The organism is Kitasatospora sp. NPDC051984 (genome assembly GCF_044593455.1).
Classification (GTDB): Bacteria; Actinomycetota; Actinomycetes; order Streptomycetales; family Streptomycetaceae; genus Kitasatospora.
Genome location: NZ_JBIUCB010000001.1, coordinates 51,618 through 68,059, shown reverse-complemented (window position 1 = coordinate 68,059; position 16,442 = coordinate 51,618). Strand labels below are relative to the sequence as shown.

Genomic DNA, 16,442 nt, shown 5'->3' with positions numbered 1-16,442 from the left:
CCGCGGCCGTCAGCCCTTGCGGGCCCGCGACGCCTCGGCCGCGGCGGCGGACTGGAGGTCGCCGAGCACGTCCGTCGTGCCGGGCCGCACGGCCTCGCCGATGCGCTGCTTGAGCATGCTGGAGACCTTGTCCCAGGACGGGTCGCCGAGCGGGTAGAAGTTGGCGCTCGGCAGCGCGTTGAGGAACTCGTTGAGGTCCTTGTGCCCGGGGTTGGCGGACATCTCCTCGAGGGTGTCCTGGGTGACGGGCAGCATGTTGTACTGCTCGTCGAACTTGATGGTGTTCTCCTTCGTGTAGGCGAAGTCGAGGAACTTCTTGATCTCCGCCCGGTGGCCGTTCGCCTTGAACGCCATCACCCAGTCGGCGACGCCGAGGGTCGAGGGCTTGACGCCGGTGTCCTTGCGCGGGATCACCGCGGTGCCGTACTGGATGTTCCCCGCGACGGCCTTGCTGATCAGCCCGGGGTGGCCGTTGAGCATGGCGGCCTTGCCGGCCCCGAAGTCCGCGAACGCGGCCTTGCGGTCGACCTTGGCCGGGTCGTCGTAGGTGAGGCGCTTCTCGACCAGGTTGGTGCGCAGCCAGTTGAAGGTGGCGCGGTTCGCCTGGCTGTCGATGGTGTAGTTGCCGGCGACGTCGGAGAGTCCGCCGCCACCGCTCATGGTCCAGATCATCGCCTCGCCCTGGGCCTCCTCGGGGCCGAGCGGCAGCGCGTACGGGATGACGCCGGGGACCTTGGACTTGATCAGTTCGGCGTCGCGGCGGACGTCGTCCCAGGTGACGGGCGGGTTGGCGATGCCGGCCTTGGCGAAGATGTCCTTGTTGTAGAAGAAGACCCGGCTGGAGGAGATGAACGGGATGCCGTACTGGCTTCCGAGCACCTGGCCGGCCTTGGCGAAGGAGTCGAGCAGGTTGACCTGGGTGCGGTTGGAGAGCACGTCGCCGGCCGGGTAGAGGCGGTTGGCGGCGACCTGCTCGGCGTAGCCGCCGGTCTGCGCGATGTCGGGGGTGTTGCCCTTGGCGATCAGGTCGGCGAGGTGCTTGTCGATGTCGTTCCAGCTGACCACGTCGACCTTGACCTTGATGCCGGCGTTGGCGGCCTCGAAGCGGCGGGCCAGGTCGTTCCAGTAGACCGAGCTGGAGTTGGCCTCGTTGTCGCCGTAGTCGGCTGCGACCAGGTTGAGCGTGACACCCCCCGACATGTCCAGGACTCCGCAGCCGGTGAGCAGCAGGGATCCGACGATGGGCAGGGGGAGCAGCGCTGATCGCTTCACGGATGGACCGCCTTCGTAAGGGTTACAGCGTGACCCTGACAGGCGTCCGACGGCCCGGTCCAGGCCTGTCGGAACGGAGTTAACGAAGTGTCACATCCAGTTGCGCTCAGTGTGACGGACCATCAGAAACTGTCCGATTATAGGACGTTCACGCCTTCAGAACGGTGACCCCTGCGTCGGCGAAGGCGGCCGCCACCGGGTCGGGGACCTGGTCGTCGGTGACCAGGATGTCCACCCGGTCCAGGCCGCAGATCCGGGCGAAGGCGCGATGGCCCAGCTTGGAGGAGTCGGCGGCCACCACCACCCGGCGGGCCCGCTCGGCGAGCAGCCGGTTGACCGCCGCCTCGCCCTCGTGGTGGGCGGTGGCGCCGTGCTCGGCGTCGATCGCGTCCACGCCCAGCACCGTGGTGTCCAGGGTGAGTTCGCCGAGCACCTGGGCGGCCAGCGGGCCGATCAGCTCGTACGACTGTGGGCGGGCGACGCCGCCGGTGACCACGATCTTCACCTGCGGGCGGACCGTCAGCTCGTTGGCGATGTTGAGCGCGTTGGTGACCACGGTGAGGCTCTGCCCGTTCTCGGGGTGCTCGGCCAGGTCGGGGCGGACGGCGAGGGCGCGGGCCACCTCGGTGGTGGTGGTGCCGCCGTTCAGGCCGACCACTTCGCCGGGCGCGATCAGGCCGGCCACCAGGGCGCCGATCCGCTGCTTGGCGTCGGCGTTGCGGGCGGTCTTGTAGCGCAGCGGCAGATCGTAGGAGACGCTGTGCGCCACCGCGCCGCCCCGGGTGCGGGTGACCATCTGCTGGCGGGCCAGCTGGTCGAGGTCGCGCCGGATGGTCGCGGCCGAGACATTCAGCGCGCCGGCCGCCTCCTCGACGTCCAACTTGCCGTGCTCGGCCAGCAGTTCCAGCAGCGCGTTCCACCGTTCGTACCTGGACACCGTTCCGCTCCTTCCGCGCTCGCCACCGCGCGCCCCGCGGCTCGGTCGGGACAGCTTCGCACACCGCAGTCACGGCGGATGCATTGCGCAATGCTGCGCGAAACAGCTATAAAACAATCAGATTTGCGCACAGCTCGCCCGCTCGCAGGAATGCGCCGCGGGAACGCCGCCGTCCGGTGACAGCCGAAGGAGTCCGCACCCATGCCGCACCCGTCCCTGACCGGCGAGGAGATCGCCACCCAGCCCGAGAACTGGCGCACCGCCGCGGCGCTGGCGGCGAGCGGCCCGGCCGGCCTGCCGCAGCGCGGCGAGCGCGTGGCCGTGGTCGGCTGCGGCACCTCGTGGTTCATGGCGCAGGCCTACGCCACGCTGCGCGAGTCCGGCGGCCACGGCGAGACCGACGCCTTCGCCGCCTCCGAGTTCCCGCACGGCCGCCGCTACGACCGGGTGCTGGCGATCACCCGCTCCGGCACCACCACCGAGGTGCTGCGGCTGCTCGCCGACACCGACCTGCCGAGCACCGCGATCACCGCCTGCCCGGACAAGCCGGTGGCCGCGGACGCCGGCCACCTGATCGACCTGGGCTTCGCCGACGAGCGCTCGGTGGTGCAGACCCGCTTCGCCACCACCGTGCTGGCCCTGCTCCGCGCCCACCTGGAGCTGGAGGAGGCCCGCCCGGTGGGCGTCGCCACCGTCGCCGAGGCCGCCGCGGACGCCGAGCGTGCCGTCGCCTGGCAGGTGCCGCAGGAGCTGGTCGAGCTGGAGCAGATCTCCTTCCTCGGCGCGGGCTGGACCAACGGCCTGGCCCAGGAGGCCGGTCTGAAGATGCGCGAGGCCGCGCTGGCCTGGACCGAGGCGTACCCGGCGATGGAATACCGGCACGGCCCGATCTCGATCACCGCTCCGGGCCGCGCCGCCTGGGCGTTCGGCGCGCTGCCGGCCGGTCTGGCGGACGAGGTGGCGGCGGTCGGCGGCCGGCTGGTGGCCGACTCGGGCGCGGGCGGTCTGGACCCGCTGGCCGACCTGGTCCGGGTGCACAAGCTGGCCGTCGCGCTGGCCGCGCACCGCGGTCTGAACCCGGACGAGCCGCGCAACCTGACCCGTTCGATCATCCTGACCTGACCGTCCGCCAAGCCCCCGAAAACCCCCAGGAGTCGGCAAAGAGCGACAAAGCTCACCTCTCAGGACCAGACCAATCGAGCAACTGGACTAGACCTCTTCGACCTGGCCAAGGGAAACTGTCCCCCGTGAAGCACGTCATCGCACTCGATGTAGGCGGCACCGGCATGAAGGCCGCGCTGGTCGCCCAGGACGGCTCCGTGCTGTACGAGGCACGCCGACCGACCGGGCGGGAGCACGGCACGGACGCCGTCGTCGCCACCATCCTCGACTTCGCCGCCGACCTGGCGCAGGAGGGCCGCACCCGCTTCGGTGCCGCCCCCCTCGCGGCAGGCGTCGCCGTGCCGGGAACGATCGACGAGAGGAACGGGATCGCGGTCTTCTCCGCCAACCTCGGCTGGCGGGACCTGCCGATGCGCAAGCTGCTCGGCGAGCGCCTCGGCAACATTCCCGTCGCCCTCGGCCACGACGTCCGCTCCGGCGGGCTCGCCGAGGGCCGGATCGGGGCCGGGCGCGGAGTCGACCGCTTCCTGTTCATCGCGCTCGGCACCGGCATCGCCGGCGCGATCGGCATCCACGGCACGATCGAGGCCGGCGCCCACGGCTACGGCGGCGAGATCGGGCACGTGGTGGTCCGCCCCGGCGGCCCGCAGTGCGGCTGCGGCGCCCGCGGCTGCCTGGAGACCCTGGCCTCCGCCTCCGCGGTGTCCCGGGCCTGGGCCGAGGCCACCGGCGACCCCGAGGCCGACGCCGCCGCCTGCGCGCTGGCCGTCGACGCCGGCGACCCGGCGGCCCTGGTGGTCTGGCAGGACGCGGTGGACGCGCTCGCCGACGGCATCGTGATCGCGCAGAGCCTGCTCGACCCGTCGACGGTGATCGTCGGCGGCGGGCTGGCGGAGGCCGGTGACACCCTCTTCACGCCGCTGCGCGCGGCGGTGACCGAGCGCCTGACCTTCCAGATGCCCCCGAAGGTCGTTCCGGCCATGCTCAAAGACACCGCCGCGTCCCTGGGCGCCGGTTTGCTCGCCTGGGATCTGCTCTCCATGGAGGTGACCGCGTGACCGCGGACCGTACTGCACTGGCCGGAGCCCGACTCGTCGTTCCCGGCGGGGTGATCGAAGGCGGCCGGCTCACGGTCGAGGGGCCGCGCATCGCGGACCTCGGCGGCGAGCGGGCACCCGGCGACCTCGACCTGACCGGGTACACCGTCGTCCCCGGCTTCGTCGACCTGCACGTGCACGGCGGCGGCGGCGCCTCGTACGCGTCCGGCGTGGCCGAGGAAGCCCTCACCGCCGCCCGCACGCACCTGGAACACGGCACCACCACGACGATGGCCTCCACCGTCACCGGCGAGATCGACGAGGTCTGCCGCCAGGCGGCCGTGCTCTCCGAACTCGTCGAGGACGGCGTCCTGGCCGGCATCCACTTCGAGGGCCCGTTCATCTCCCACAACCGGTGCGGCGCCCACCGCCCCGACCTGCTGCGAGACCCCGACCCGGCGCTGGTGCGCAAGCTCGCCGACGCCGCCCGCGGCCACGCGAAGATGTTCACCCTCGCCCCGGAGCTGCCCGGCGGCCTGGAGTCCGTCCGGATGCTCGCCGACCGGGGCATCATCGCCGCCGTCGGCCACACCGACTCCGACTACGCGGTCACCCTGGAGGCGATCGACGCCGGGGCCACCGTCGCCACCCACCTGTTCAACGCGATGCCGGGCATCCAGCACCGCGCCCCCGGCCCGATCGTCGCGCTGCTGGAGGACGAGCGGGTCACCGTCGAGCTGATCAACGACGGCATCCACCTGCACCCCTCGGTGCTCGAACTCGCCTACGGCACCGCCGGTGCCGAGCGGGTCGCGCTGATCACCGACGCGATGGGCGCGGCCGGCATGGGCGACGGCATGTACCCGCTCGGCCCGCTCCAGGTCCGGGTCGAGAACGGCGTCGCCCGCCTCGTCGAGGGCGGCTCCATCGCCGGCTCCACCCTCACCCTGGACGTCGCCTTCCGGCGCGCCGTCACCGTGCTCGGCCTGTCCCTGGACCAGGCCGTCACCTCGCTGTCCACCGTCCCGGCCCGGCTGATGGGCCTGGCCGACACCCTCGGCTCCCTGGAGGCAGGCAAGAACGCCGACCTGGTCGTCCTCGACTCCGACACCTACGAGCTCGCCGCGGTGATGCGCCGCGGTGAGTGGATCGTCGGCGCGGACCGCTTCACCAGGGCCGGCAACCCGGCCTGACCCGACTGGGGTTCGCCCCCGGTCGCTCCCGCCACGGGGAGGGTGAGCAGCGGAACCTGCGCCTCGTTGCTCACCCCACCCGGGAGACCCCCTTGCCGCTCGCCCCTACCTCCGACCTGCTCGCCTCCGCCGCCGCCGACCGGCGCGGACTGCCCGCCTTCAACGTGATCACCCTGGAGCACGCCGAGGCGATCGCCGCCGGCGCCGAAGCCGCCGGCACGCCCGTCGTGCTCCAGCTCAGCCAGAACGCGATCGCCTACCGCGGCGGCCGCCTGCTGCCGATCGCCCGGGCCTGCGCGGAGATCGCCGCCGCCGCCCGCGTCCCCGTCTCGCTGCACCTCGACCACTGCGAGGACTTCGACCTGCTGCGCGCGGCCCCCGCCGCCGGCTTCTCCTCGGCGATGTTCGACGCCTCCGCGCTGCCGCACGACGAGAACGTCAAGGCCACCGCCGAGGCCGCCGCCTGGGCGCACCGCCACGGCTTGCACCTGGAGGCCGAACTCGGCAAGGTCGGCGGCAAGGACGGCGAACCGCCGCTGTCCGCGCACGCCCCCGGCGCCCGCACCGACCCGGCGGAGGCCGCCCGCTACGTCGCCGACACCGCCGTGGACGCACTGGCCGTCGCCGTCGGCTCCTCGCACGCGATGACCTCGCGCACCGCCGACCTCGACCTCGCCCTGATCCGCGAGCTGGCCGCCGCCGTCCCCGTCCCGCTGGTCCTGCACGGCAGCTCCGGCGTCCCCGACGAGCAGCTCACGGCGGCGGTCGCGGCCGGCATGGTGAAGATCAACATCGGCACGGCGCTCAACCTGTCCTACACCGCCGCCGTCCGCGAACACCTGACGGCCCACCCCACCGTCACCGACCCCCGCAAGTACCTCACCGCCGCCCGCGACGCGATGACCCGCACCGTCGAACAACTGGCCCGGGTGGTCGACACCTCGGCCTGACGACACCCGCTGCGGCCCGGACCTGCACGGAGGCCCGGGCCGCGGCCGGCCCATGGTCGGGCCGGATCACCAGCCCTGGGGCTTGGAGGTCCCGTTCGGGGTGACGGCGATCTGGTCGAGCAGGAAGCCGCACTGGTTGCCGGCCTGGCAGGACACCGAGATGGTGTGGTGGCCGGGCTGGGCGACCGTTCCGCTGACCCAGGACGAGTACCAGGAGCTGTCCGGCGGCAGGCCGGGGCTGTAGTTGTTCAGCTTTATAGGGGTGTAGGTGGGCTGGCCGTCGACCGCGACCGTCGCGGTGGCGTTCTGGCCGCTGTTGTTGAAGCGCAGCCAGATCTGGAACTGTCCGGCGGCGGGCATGTCGACGTCCCAGGAGACCGACGCGCCGACCGCGCCGAGGCCGTCGACGTACTTGCCGCCGGCCGCCTTCGCGCCCGCCACCTGGTTCGCGGCCGTGCTGCCTCCGCTGAGCTTCAGGCCGGCGGCGTCGACGACGTCCGTACCGCCGGAGAGCGTGCTCGGGCTGGGCGCCGCGCTGGACGGCGGCGCCGACGAGGTGGGCTCGGCCGGGGCGGACGGGCTGTGCGTGGCGCCGCCGGCCTGGTTCTTGCCGCCGTCCGGGTCGCCGGTGGACAACGCGACGCCCGCGCCGATGGCGATCGCGGCGACCACCGCGACGGCGCCGATCACGGCGGCCTTGCCGCGGCCGGCCGGCCGGTCCTCGCCGGGCCGGGGCCGGGAACGCTCCGCGTACCGGGACTGCTGCGGCGGCAGCGCGGTGGTCTCCTGCCCGGGCGCGGCCTGCGGGTAGCCGGGGGGCGGCGGGGCCTGCGGGTGGACGGGGCGCTCGCCGTAGTTGGCGCGGCCGACCTCCATCGGGCGGCTGTAGCCGGTCCGGGGCCGCTCGGGCGCGGGCTCCTCGCCCTCGGCGGGGCGGTAGAGGTACGCGAACGGGTCGTCCTCGTCCGCGCCGTCGTTGCTGCCGGCCGTCGTCACGGTCAACTCCCCAGGACTGGATGCTCTCGTACCCAGGGCACCCTACCTGCCGTGCTCGAACACGGTGTAAGCGGTTCAGCCCGCCCGGCGGTGCGAGCGCTCGCCGCGCGAGCCGCGGGCCGCGCCGCCGCGGGTGCGCTTCTCGTCGTACATCCGCTCGTCCGCGGAGTGCAGGACCTCGTCGATGCTCATGCCGCAGCCGGCCCAGCCGATGCCGAGGCTGACGCCGACCCGGACGGCCCGGTTGTCGATCCGCATCGGCGGCAGGATGGCGCTGCGCAGCCGCCCGGCGAGCTCCTTGGCCTCCTCGCGGCCGATGGCGTCGGCCAGCACCACGAACTCGTCGCCGCTCATCCGGGCCACCGTGTCTCCCTCCCGGACGACCTGCTGGAGCCGGCGGGCGATCTCGATCAGCACGGCGTCGCCGGCGTTGTGGCCGTAGCGGTCGTTGACCAGCTTGAAGCCGTCGAGGTCGCAGTAGAGGACGGCGAGCCCCTTGTCGGGGCCGGGGCGGCGGTGGCCGTGCCAGAGTTCGCCGCCGGGCGGGTCGGCGGGGACGACGGCGTGCACGTGGTGCGCGGGGGCGCCGTCCTCGTGGAACGCCTCGCCGGCCGCGAAGGCCTGCCGGGCGCGGTCCAGGGCGCCGTCGGGCGGCGCGTAGCCGTGCGCGAGGGGGACGGGGGCCGCGGGCACCTGCGGGCCGTCCTGGAGGGCGTGGCCGGGCGGCAGTGCCTGTCCGTGCGGGCCGGGGGCGGGCAGCGGGGGGCGGGAACAGAGCCGGCGGGCCAGCCGGGCCCGCAGCTCGGCGCCGTTGGGCAGGCCGGTGAGGGCGTCGTGGCTGGCCCGGTGGGCAAGCTGGAGCTCGTGCCGCTTGCGGTCCTCGATGTCCTCGACGTGGGTGAGCAGGAAGCTGGGCCCCTCGGTGGCGTCGGCGACCACCGAGTTGCGCAGGCACACCCACTGGTAGCCGCCGTCGCGCCGGGACAGCCGCAGTTCGGCCCGGCCGCCCTCGGCGCTGGTGCGCAGCAGCAGCTCCAGGTCGTCGGGGTGGACCAGGTCGACGAAGCGCTGCTGGCGCAGGGTGGCCCGGGGGCGGCCGAGCAGGCGGCACAGGGCGTCGTTGACGCGGGTGAGCTGGCCGGTGCCGTCGCCGTGCAGTTCGGTGATGGCCATGCCGCTGGGGGCGTACTCGAAGGCCTGCCGGAAGGATTCCTCGCTGGCCCGCAGGGCCTGCTGCTCCTTCTCCAGCCGGGCCAGGGCGCGCTGCATCTCGGCCCGCAGCCGGGCGTTGCCGATGGCTATGGAGGCCTGGAGGGAGAACATCTCCAGCGCTTCGCGGGTCCACGCGCCGGGGCGTTTGCCGCTGCGCGGGCGGTCCACCGAGAGGATGCCGAGCAGGTCGCCGCCGGCGCTGTACATGGGGGCGAGCAGGACGTCGGCGGGGTGCCAGTCGTTGTCGTAGACGGGCATCGGGCCGTCGCCGATCCAGGTGGGGATGTCGGCGCCGATGGCCCAGCCGCGGTCGTGCGGGAGGAAGCGCAGGGTGCCCCAGTGGTCGGCGACCTGGAGCATCCGGTCCCAGGATTCGCGGGAAGCGGCCTGGCCGAGCAGGACGGCGGGGCCGCCGAAGGTGCTCTCCTCGATCTCCCAGACGGCGGCGATCACCAGGTCGCCGTCGGGCCGCACCAGGCTGACCGCGGCGGCGTCGAATCCGAGTCCGTGGACCGCTCCCTCGACGACGGCCTGCAGGGTTCCCGCCAGGCTCCGGGCAGCGTTGAGGTCCGCCACGACCCGGTGCAAGGTGCGGAGGGTCGCGAGGCGGACGTAGGGCTCCGACTCGGCTTCCATGCGGGGGCTCCCCGGCTGCTTCGGATGGTCTTGAAAGGTTGTCGTCCGATTGCCAGAAGAACTGAATCACAGCGAGCACTCCGATAGGCACGCTCGGTCAGCAATAGGCTGTCAGTGTGACTCAAATCACATAATGATGAAGTGATGATCGTATTCGGAAACGGCAGGGAACGACAGGACGCCCGCCAGGCGACTTCCAGCGACGCGCCTCCCGTGCGCTCGGCCCAGCGACCGAGCCGACCTACGACCAGGGCCCGATACCGGCACGACCGCCCGGCGACTACCGTGCGGTACGTGTACAGCTCCCCCCAGTCCCCCACCTCCCCCACCGCCCCCGTCGCGGATGCCGGCGCCACTCCCGAGGAGTTCCGCGCCGCCCTCGGCCAACTGGCGGCCGGCGTCTCGCTGGTGACCGTGCACGACCCCGAGGAGGACGAGGACGCGGGCATGACCGCCACCTCGTTCCTGTCGGTGTCGCTGGAGCCACCGCTGGTGCTGATCTCGGTGCGCGAGGACTCCCGGATGGACGACCTGCTCACCCGGGCCGAGACCTGGGCGGTGTCGCTGCTCGGCGAGGAGCACCGCACGCTGGCCTCCCGGTTCGCCATGAAGGGCCGGCTCAGCGACCGCCTGCTGTTCGCCGACGCCGCCTGGCAGCGCGGCCCGCACTCCGGCGCCCCGCTGATCGACGGCGCGCTCGCCACCGTCGAGTGCCGCACCGAGCGGCGCATCCCGGCCGGCGACCACACCCTGGTGCTCGGCCGCGTGCTGGCCGCCCGGGTGCCCGCCCCCGCCGAGAAGCCGCTGGTGTACTTCCGGGCCGGCTACCGCCACCTGGGCTGACCGGGGCAGGCCCCGGCCGTCACTCCGGCTTGATCCGGCCCCGCCCCTGCTTCAGCGTGGCGCGGTGCCGCTTGTTCTCCAGCCGCCGCTCGACCATGCCCCGGCTCGGCTTGGTGGCCCGCCGGGCCTTCGGCGGCGGCGCGGTGGCCTCGCCGAGCAGCGAGGCCAGCCGGGCGGCCGCGATCTCGCGGTTGCGCCACTGCGAGCGGTGCTCGGAGGCACGCACCACCAGCACCCCGTCGACCAGCCGGGAGGCCAGCCGCTCCAGGGCGCGGTCCTTCCACACCTGCGGCAGCGCGTCGGAGGCCGCCAGGTCCCAGCGCAGCTCGACCTTGCTGTCCGAGGTGTTGACGTGCTGGCCGCCGGGGCCGGAGGAACGGGAGAAGCGCCAGACGAGCTCGGCGTCGGGGACGACCACCGAACCCCGTACGCGCACGGGCTCAGTCATACCGCCATCATCCCGCCCGGGCCCGGCGGCCGTCACCCGATTAACCCGGCACAATGGCGGGCGTGATCGAGCTCGGCTACTCCCTGTCCAACCGCTTCCCCGACCCCCCGCAGACCGACTACCGCACCGCGCCGGTCCGCGCGCTGCGGCACGACCTGTTCGCCGGGGACGTCTACCTGGAGACCGACGACGGCGCCGGCGTGGAGACCCGCTGGAGCTGGGTGCCGGTGCTGGACTTCGCCTGGGCGCTGTGCGACATCGTCGAGCGCCTGGACGAGGACCCGCGCGGCAGCCGGGAGGCCCGGGTGCGCACCGAGGACCTGGACTTCACCCAGAACACCGAACTGCTGCGCTTCGCCCGCCGGTTCGGCTGGGTGGAGATCACCGCCACCTGGCGGCCGGACGACGAGCCGCTGGTGGTCCGGCACGCCGAACTGCGCCGGGAGGCCCGGGACTTCCTGCAGGACGTGCTGGCCGACCTGTTCGAGCTGCACGAGGACCTGGCCGACAATCCGAACATCTGGACCGTGCAGGGCCGGTACCCGCGCATCTGACCCGGCACCGGGCGGCCGATCGGGGGAGAAATCCGTCCGTTCACGGAGCGGTGGAACCAACGGCCGCCCGTCCCACGTTCTCCGGTCAAAACCGACCGAAGGGACACCACAGACCATGCCCGTGAGCCTCTCCAAGGGTGGCAACGTCTCGCTGACCAAGGAAGCCCCCGGCCTGACCGCGGTCACCGTCGGCCTCGGCTGGGACGTGCGCACCACCACCGGCACCGAGTTCGACCTGGACGCCAGCGCGATCGTGCTGAACGGCGAGGGCCGGGTCTACTCCGACCGCCACTTCGTCTTCTTCAACAACACCAGCACCCCGGACAGCACCGTCGTGCACACCGGCGACAACCGCACCGGCGAGGGCGCGGGCGACGACGAGTCGATCAACGTCAACCTGGCCGCGCTGCCCGCCGACGTCACCCGGATCGCCTTCCCGGTGTCGATCTACGACGGCAACACCCGCGGCCAGAGCTTCGGCCAGGTCCGCAACGCCTACATCCGGGTGCTCAACCAGGCCGGCGGCGCCGAGATCGCCCGCTACGACCTCTCCGAGGACGCCGCCACCGAGACCGCCATGGTCTTCGGCGAGCTGTACCGCAACGGCGCCGAGTGGAAGTTCCGCGCCATCGGCCAGGGCTACGCCTCCGGCCTGGCCGGCATCGCCCAGGACTTCGGCGTCAACGTCTGAGCAGCCGCCGGCCCGTGAAAAGGGCCCCCGCTCCGTCCGGAGCGGGGGCCCTTTCGCGTCGTCAGGGGGCGGACCTAGGAGCGGCCGGCCCGCAGCTCGGGCAGCTCCAGCACCTCGGTCTCGTCGTGCACGGTCAGGTCGACCACCTCGACGGGCTCGGTGTCGGACTCCGCGTGCTGGTGGCTCGGCGGCTGCTCGACCGCGCGGTGCGCGGGCTGCGCGGCGTCCACCGGCGCGGCGTCCAGCACCGCGTAGCGCTCGCTGTCGGCCATCGCCTCGTCGCCCACCACGTCCGCCAGGTCGCCGACCGCCGGGGCCGGCGCGGCCGCCCGCAGCGCGGCCCGGCCGGCGCCCGGCCGGCCGAAGAAGCTGAACGCCGCCGCCCGCGGCCGCTGCGGGGCCGCCGGGGCCGCCTGCTCGACGTCCTGCGGGCGCGGGGCGGGCAGCGCCGGGCCGACCGGGCGCAGCGCCGCCGAACCGGTGGCCGGCACCGGCTCGGGCATCCGCGGCCGCAGCTCGACCTGGGCCCGCTCGTCGACCGCGCGACGCGCCTCGGCCGTCACGGCCTGCCGCTCCAGGTGCCGCAGCGCGGCCTGTGCGCGGACGAACGCGGCCGGGGTGGCCGGGTTCTTGGGCCGGGTCGCCTCGAGCGCCCGGCGGGCCGCCTCGGCCTCCTTCAGCGCCTGCTCGGCGACCAGCACGGCGCGCTCGCGCAGCAGCCGGGCGATCTCGGTCTCCGCCTTCGCCAGCCGGGACTTCTCCGCGGTCAGGCGCCGCCCGAAGCGGGTGGCCCGCTCCTCGGCGACCTCGGCCGCGTACTCGGCCTCGGCGATCTGCTCCTCGTAGCTCTCCTCGGCGCGCAGCCGGCGCACCATGGCGACCTCGGCGGCGTTCCGGGCGGCCCGGTCGCGCTGCCGCAGCACCAGCGCCAGGCCGACCACCGCGACCACCGCGGCGACCCCGACCGAGCGGGCCACGATCTGATCCGGACTGGCCACCAGCGCGGCCACCGCCGCGACCACGAGCACACCGGAGGCGACCGGTGGCAGCGACCGGCCAAGGACGGAGGAATGACGGTGGCGTCCGCGAGACATGGCTAGAAACTAGCGTGCGAATCGAGGCGCTGTCAGCCTCGGCCCCCATTCCGCCCTTGACACGCCGACAGAAACACGGGCCGCGTACGTCCCACCACGCAGCGCGACCGGATCCGCGGGGAGATCAGCGCGAGGACGCGGCCGTGCCGCGCGGGTGGTCCGGGTCGTCGTGGTCCTCGGGAAGCTTGCAGATGTGCTGCAGCCACAGCGCCACCGCGATCACCGCCGCGCCGGCCAGCACCGAGAACAGCGCCGTCGCGGCCTGCGCCCGGCGAGCGGCGACCTCCAGCGAGCCGAGCAGGAACACCCCGACGCCCGCGTACACCCCGGTCACCACCGCCGACACCAGCGCACTGGCCTGGCCCAGCACCAGCGCCCGCGCCGCGTGCAGCGGATCGACCCGCTTCGCGCCCGGCTGCCGCTCCCGGATCGCCTTCAGCCGCGACCGCAGCGAGATCGCCACGGCCAGCAGCACCACGGCGATCGCCGCCAGCACGAACGGCGCGTACGCGGGTACCCCGGGCAGTGTGCCCAGCGAGTCCCACAGCCGGGCGCCGCCCCAGGACAGCAGCCCCGTGATGGCGGTGATGCCGAGCAGCAGGCGGAGACGGAGCGGCTTCACGCGGACGGGCTTCCTTCCCAGTGGTTCGTCCCGGCCTCTTCACGGCCCGGAGGTCCGGCGGGTCACGGCGACCAGCCCACCGTACCGGCCGGGCCGCACCCGCAGGGAGCTACGCCCGCACCCCGCCGGAAGTTCCCGGGCCGCTCACTCCGGCAGTCGCAGCTGCAGGTCGGCGCGCAGCCGCACGCCCTGGCCCTCGGCCCCGCCGAGGCCCGCCAGCAGCTCCGAGACCGGCCCGTGCCCGGGCACCTCGGCCTGCGGGTCGGCGTCCTGCCACGGCGCCAGCACGAACGCCCGCTCGTGGGCGCGCGGGTGCGGCAGGGTCAGCTGCGGGTCGTCGCTGAGCACGCCCTCGTAGGTGAGGATGTCGACGTCCAGGGTGCGGGAACCCCAGCGGACGGTGCGTTCCCGGCCGAACGCGTCCTCCACGGCGTTGGCCCGCTCCAGCAGGTCCCGCGGTGGCAGCGAGGTGCGCAGCACCGCGACGGCGTTGAAGTAGTTGGGCTGGCCGGCGGGCCCGCCCACGGCGTCGGTCTCGTACACCGCGGACAGCGCGGTCACCCGGACACCGGGGGTGTCCTCCAGCGCGTCGACCGCGCCCTGCAGGGTCTCCAGACGGTTGCCCAGGTTGCTGCCGAGCGCGACCGCGGCGGTCCGCGACTCGTGCAGGGTGGACTCCACGCGGTCCACCTTGCCCTGCAGGTCGAACGTGGTCCGCGTGGCGGTCGGGTCTGTGGTGGCCATGGGAGTTCCCTCCACTCGGGCTCCACCGGACGCCATCAGGCGCGGCTCCGGCGGATCGTGATGGTGACGTCGTCGAACGGGACGGCGATCGGGGCGTCGGGCTTGTGCACGACGACCTCGACCTCCTCGACCACCTCGTGCCGCAGGCACTGGTCGGCGATCCGCTGGGCCAGCGTCTCGATCAGGTCGACCGGGTCGCCCGCGATCGCCGCGGTGACCTCCTCCGCGATCACGCCGTAGTGCGCGGTGCGGGTCAGGTCGTCACTCGCGGCGGCCGGACGGGTGTCCAGGAACAGCGTCAGATCGACGACGAAGGTCTGCCCCTCGATCCGCTCCCGTTCGAACACGCCGTGATGGCCGCGGGCACGGAGCCCACGCAGAGTGACGCGGTCCAGCAAAAGAATCACTGCTCCCAGCTGACGGCCCCGCCGCGGCGGGGACCGGCGGGCACCGTCGCCCGCCGCCCCTCGAATCTACCTTCGAGTGCTGACCGCCCCGGACCGCCTCCCCGGCTGCCCACCCGATCGGACCGGCCACCGCGGCCCTTGACGGACGGCCCTCACTCCTCCTCGTCGTCCTCGTCGTCGCCGCTGGTGAGAACCGGCGAACCGTGGTGCGACCACAGCTTCCAGCCGTCCGAAGTACGCCGGAACAGGTTCGTCGACACGACCTTTCCGCCGACCAGCGGCCCCAGTTCGCCCTCCTCCTCGGGCTCCCCGCCGGACAGAATGTTCTCCGTGCAGGTGACGAGCGCCACATCTCCCTGCACGTCCACCTCCACATCCGTCAGGAAGAACTGGATGTACTCGGTGTTCGCCATGATCAGCATGTACGAACGCGTCACCTGGGCCCGGCCGACCAGCATCGGCCAGCCCGGGTGCACGCAGAACACCCCGCCCTTGTCGTCCGCCTCGCCCGGCCCCAGCCAGATCGACTCGACGGCGTCCAAGTCCCCGTTCTCCAGGGCCTCGTACAGCGTCTGATTGGCCGCCAGCACGGCCTCCTCGTCCGGTTCCAGCGCCGCTGCCCGGTCGTTGCCGCTCACTGCCTCCGCCACGCCTACCCCCTCTGCTCCGCCTGCTCCCAGGCCGCGACGACTCGTACGGCGTCAGCCGTGCCGGACACGTCATGCACCCGGACCGCCCAGGCACCCGCCTTCGCCGACAGCACCGAGACCGCCGCCGTGGCGTCGTCCCGCTGCCGCGCCGGGCGCAGCTCCCCGGTTTCCGGGTTGGCCAGCAGCGTACCCAGGAAGCGCTTGCGCGAAGCCGCGACCAGCACCGGCCGCCCCAGCGCCGTCAGCGCGTCCAGCCGGCCCAGCAGCGCCCAGTTGTGCGCACTGGTCTTGGCGAACCCCAGGCCCGGGTCCAGGATCAGCTGATCCTCCTTCACCCCCGCCGCGAGCAGGTCCTCCACCCGGACGGTCAGCTCCCGCACCACGTCCGCGACCACGTCCTCGTACACCGCCAGCGCGTCCATGTCCGCCGACTGCCCGCGCCAGTGCATCACCACGAACGGCGCGCCGGTCTCGGCGACCACCCGGGCCATCTCCGCGTCCGCGAGTCCTCCGGACACGTCGTTGACGATCTTCGCCCCCGCCTCCACCGCGGCCCGCGCCACCCCCGCCCGCATGGTGTCCACCGACACCACCACCCCCGCCCGGGCCAGCTCGGCCACCACCGGCACCACCCGGCGCAGCTCCTCCTCCTCCGTCACCCGCAACGCCCCCGGCCGGGTCGACTCCCCACCCACGTCCACCAGGTCAGCCCCCTGCGCCACCAGCTCCAGCCCATGCGCGATCGCCTTCGCCGGATCCAGCCACATCCCCCCGTCCGAGAACGAATCCGGCGTGACATTCACCACCCCCATCACCGCACAACGGTCCAGGACGGGCAGGCCAGGGAGGTTTTCGCTCATACGACCCATTATCGATGCTGAGGAGAGACAACCAGGGAGAGCACAACCAGGGGCGGGGGGGGGGGGCCCCCCCCCCCCCCCCCCCCCCGCGGGGGGGGGGGGGCCGGGGGGGGGGGGCGCCGGGGGGGCGCGGGGGCGGGCCCCGCGGGCCCCTCGCCGCGCGCGCCCCCGGGG

18 protein-coding genes are annotated in these 16,442 nt (G+C 73.5%); 7 read left to right on the top strand and 11 right to left on the bottom strand.

Annotated features, from left to right (window positions below; genetic code table 11):
* Positions 1-9: 9 nt before the first annotated feature.
* Both ACIHEI_RS00350 and ACIHEI_RS00345 read right to left on the bottom strand, forming a co-directional pair.
* The gene (locus tag ACIHEI_RS00350; protein ID WP_392946622.1) at positions 10-1,272 is read right to left on the bottom strand and encodes an extracellular solute-binding protein; all 1,263 of its coding nucleotides are present in this window, start codon (positions 1,270-1,272) and stop codon (positions 10-12) included.
* Between the two features lie 148 nt (positions 1,273-1,420).
* Complete coding sequence (locus ACIHEI_RS00345) at positions 1,421-2,209, bottom strand: DeoR/GlpR family DNA-binding transcription regulator (RefSeq protein WP_387638658.1); 789 nt, start codon at positions 2,207-2,209, stop codon at positions 1,421-1,423.
* Positions 2,210-2,410: 201 nt separating this feature from the next.
* Here ACIHEI_RS00345 and ACIHEI_RS00340 point away from each other — a divergent pair, with 201 nt between their 5' ends.
* From ACIHEI_RS00340 to ACIHEI_RS00325, 4 genes are all read left to right on the top strand, one after another.
* The gene (locus tag ACIHEI_RS00340) at positions 2,411-3,331 is read left to right on the top strand and encodes an SIS domain-containing protein (RefSeq protein ID WP_387638660.1); all 921 of its coding nucleotides are present in this window, start codon (positions 2,411-2,413) and stop codon (positions 3,329-3,331) included.
* 125 nt (positions 3,332-3,456) lie between these two features.
* On the top strand, positions 3,457-4,389 hold the full coding sequence (locus ACIHEI_RS00335) for an ROK family protein (protein ID WP_387638663.1): 933 nt from the start codon (positions 3,457-3,459) through the stop codon (positions 4,387-4,389).
* On the top strand, positions 4,386-5,561 hold the full coding sequence (gene nagA, locus ACIHEI_RS00330) for an N-acetylglucosamine-6-phosphate deacetylase (protein ID WP_387638666.1): 1,176 nt from the start codon (positions 4,386-4,388) through the stop codon (positions 5,559-5,561). Before ACIHEI_RS00335 ends, nagA begins: the two co-directional genes overlap by 4 nt.
* Before the next feature lie 92 nt (positions 5,562-5,653).
* Positions 5,654-6,511 carry a ketose-bisphosphate aldolase gene (locus ACIHEI_RS00325; protein ID WP_396605107.1) on the top strand — a complete coding sequence of 286 codons (858 nt, stop codon included), beginning with the start codon at positions 5,654-5,656 and terminating at the stop codon, positions 6,509-6,511.
* A gap of 66 nt (positions 6,512-6,577) precedes the next feature.
* Here the strand turns inward: ACIHEI_RS00325 and ACIHEI_RS00320 are convergent, their stop codons facing one another.
* Both ACIHEI_RS00320 and ACIHEI_RS00315 read right to left on the bottom strand, forming a co-directional pair.
* Entirely contained in the window at positions 6,578-7,507 is a 930-nt protein-coding gene (locus ACIHEI_RS00320) for a hypothetical protein (RefSeq protein ID WP_396605106.1), read from the bottom strand.
* Positions 7,508-7,582: 75 nt separating this feature from the next.
* On the bottom strand, positions 7,583-9,355 hold the full coding sequence (locus ACIHEI_RS00315) for a diguanylate cyclase domain-containing protein (protein WP_396605105.1): 1,773 nt from the start codon (positions 9,353-9,355) through the stop codon (positions 7,583-7,585).
* Between the two features lie 294 nt (positions 9,356-9,649).
* Between ACIHEI_RS00315 and ACIHEI_RS00310 the strand changes: the two genes are divergently transcribed.
* On the top strand, positions 9,650-10,198 hold the full coding sequence (locus ACIHEI_RS00310) for a flavin reductase family protein (RefSeq protein WP_392946608.1): 549 nt from the start codon (positions 9,650-9,652) through the stop codon (positions 10,196-10,198).
* Positions 10,199-10,217: 19 nt separating this feature from the next.
* Here ACIHEI_RS00310 and arfB read toward each other — a convergent pair whose 3' ends face one another.
* Entirely contained in the window at positions 10,218-10,646 is a 429-nt protein-coding gene (gene arfB / locus ACIHEI_RS00305) for an alternative ribosome rescue aminoacyl-tRNA hydrolase ArfB (RefSeq protein ID WP_387638680.1), read from the bottom strand.
* 62 nt (positions 10,647-10,708) lie between these two features.
* Between arfB and ACIHEI_RS00300 the strand changes: the two genes are divergently transcribed.
* Together ACIHEI_RS00300 and ACIHEI_RS00295 are read left to right on the top strand one after the other, a co-directional pair.
* The gene (locus tag ACIHEI_RS00300; protein ID WP_387638682.1) at positions 10,709-11,200 is read left to right on the top strand and encodes a hypothetical protein; all 492 of its coding nucleotides are present in this window, start codon (positions 10,709-10,711) and stop codon (positions 11,198-11,200) included.
* 115 nt (positions 11,201-11,315) lie between these two features.
* Positions 11,316-11,891 carry a TerD family protein gene (locus tag ACIHEI_RS00295; RefSeq protein WP_387638684.1) on the top strand — a complete coding sequence of 192 codons (576 nt, stop codon included), beginning with the start codon at positions 11,316-11,318 and terminating at the stop codon, positions 11,889-11,891.
* A gap of 74 nt (positions 11,892-11,965) precedes the next feature.
* Here the strand turns inward: ACIHEI_RS00295 and ACIHEI_RS00290 are convergent, their stop codons facing one another.
* From ACIHEI_RS00290 to folP, 6 genes are all read right to left on the bottom strand, one after another.
* On the bottom strand, positions 11,966-12,985 hold the full coding sequence (locus ACIHEI_RS00290; RefSeq protein WP_396605104.1) for a hypothetical protein: 1,020 nt from the start codon (positions 12,983-12,985) through the stop codon (positions 11,966-11,968).
* Between the two features lie 124 nt (positions 12,986-13,109).
* Positions 13,110-13,607, bottom strand: coding sequence for a DUF3180 domain-containing protein (locus ACIHEI_RS00285; RefSeq protein WP_387638690.1), 498 nt, complete (start codon positions 13,605-13,607; stop codon positions 13,110-13,112).
* Between the two features lie 144 nt (positions 13,608-13,751).
* The gene (gene folK, locus ACIHEI_RS00280) at positions 13,752-14,351 is read right to left on the bottom strand and encodes a 2-amino-4-hydroxy-6-hydroxymethyldihydropteridine diphosphokinase (RefSeq protein WP_396605103.1); all 600 of its coding nucleotides are present in this window, start codon (positions 14,349-14,351) and stop codon (positions 13,752-13,754) included.
* Positions 14,352-14,386: 35 nt separating this feature from the next.
* Positions 14,387-14,746: a dihydroneopterin aldolase gene (gene folB, locus ACIHEI_RS00275; protein WP_392947220.1), complete on the bottom strand. Its 360-nt coding sequence runs from the start codon at positions 14,744-14,746 to the stop codon at positions 14,387-14,389.
* 164 nt (positions 14,747-14,910) lie between these two features.
* Positions 14,911-15,408 carry a nuclear transport factor 2 family protein gene (locus ACIHEI_RS00270; protein ID WP_387638694.1) on the bottom strand — a complete coding sequence of 166 codons (498 nt, stop codon included), beginning with the start codon at positions 15,406-15,408 and terminating at the stop codon, positions 14,911-14,913.
* Between the two features lie 2 nt (positions 15,409-15,410).
* The gene (folP, locus tag ACIHEI_RS00265) at positions 15,411-16,277 is read right to left on the bottom strand and encodes a dihydropteroate synthase (protein WP_387638697.1); all 867 of its coding nucleotides are present in this window, start codon (positions 16,275-16,277) and stop codon (positions 15,411-15,413) included.
* Positions 16,278-16,442: the final 165 nt, after the last annotated feature.

Bases quoted from the DNA above. Each gene is read 5' to 3' on its own strand.
- ACIHEI_RS00340 (WP_387638660.1), top strand. From the start codon at position 2,411: ATGCCGCACCCGTCCCTGACCGGCGAGGAGATCGCCACCCAGCCCGAG.
- ACIHEI_RS00315 (WP_396605105.1), bottom strand. From the start codon at position 9,355: ATGGAAGCCGAGTCGGAGCCCTACGTCCGCCTCGCGACCCTCCGCACC.
- arfB (WP_387638680.1), bottom strand. From the start codon at position 10,646: ATGACTGAGCCCGTGCGCGTACGGGGTTCGGTGGTCGTCCCCGACGCC.
- ACIHEI_RS00295 (WP_387638684.1), top strand. From the start codon at position 11,316: ATGCCCGTGAGCCTCTCCAAGGGTGGCAACGTCTCGCTGACCAAGGAA.
- ACIHEI_RS00290 (WP_396605104.1), bottom strand. From the start codon at position 12,985: ATGTCTCGCGGACGCCACCGTCATTCCTCCGTCCTTGGCCGGTCGCTG.
- folK (WP_396605103.1), bottom strand. From the start codon at position 14,351: ATGGCCACCACAGACCCGACCGCCACGCGGACCACGTTCGACCTGCAG.
- folP (WP_387638697.1), bottom strand. From the start codon at position 16,277: ATGGGTCGTATGAGCGAAAACCTCCCTGGCCTGCCCGTCCTGGACCGT.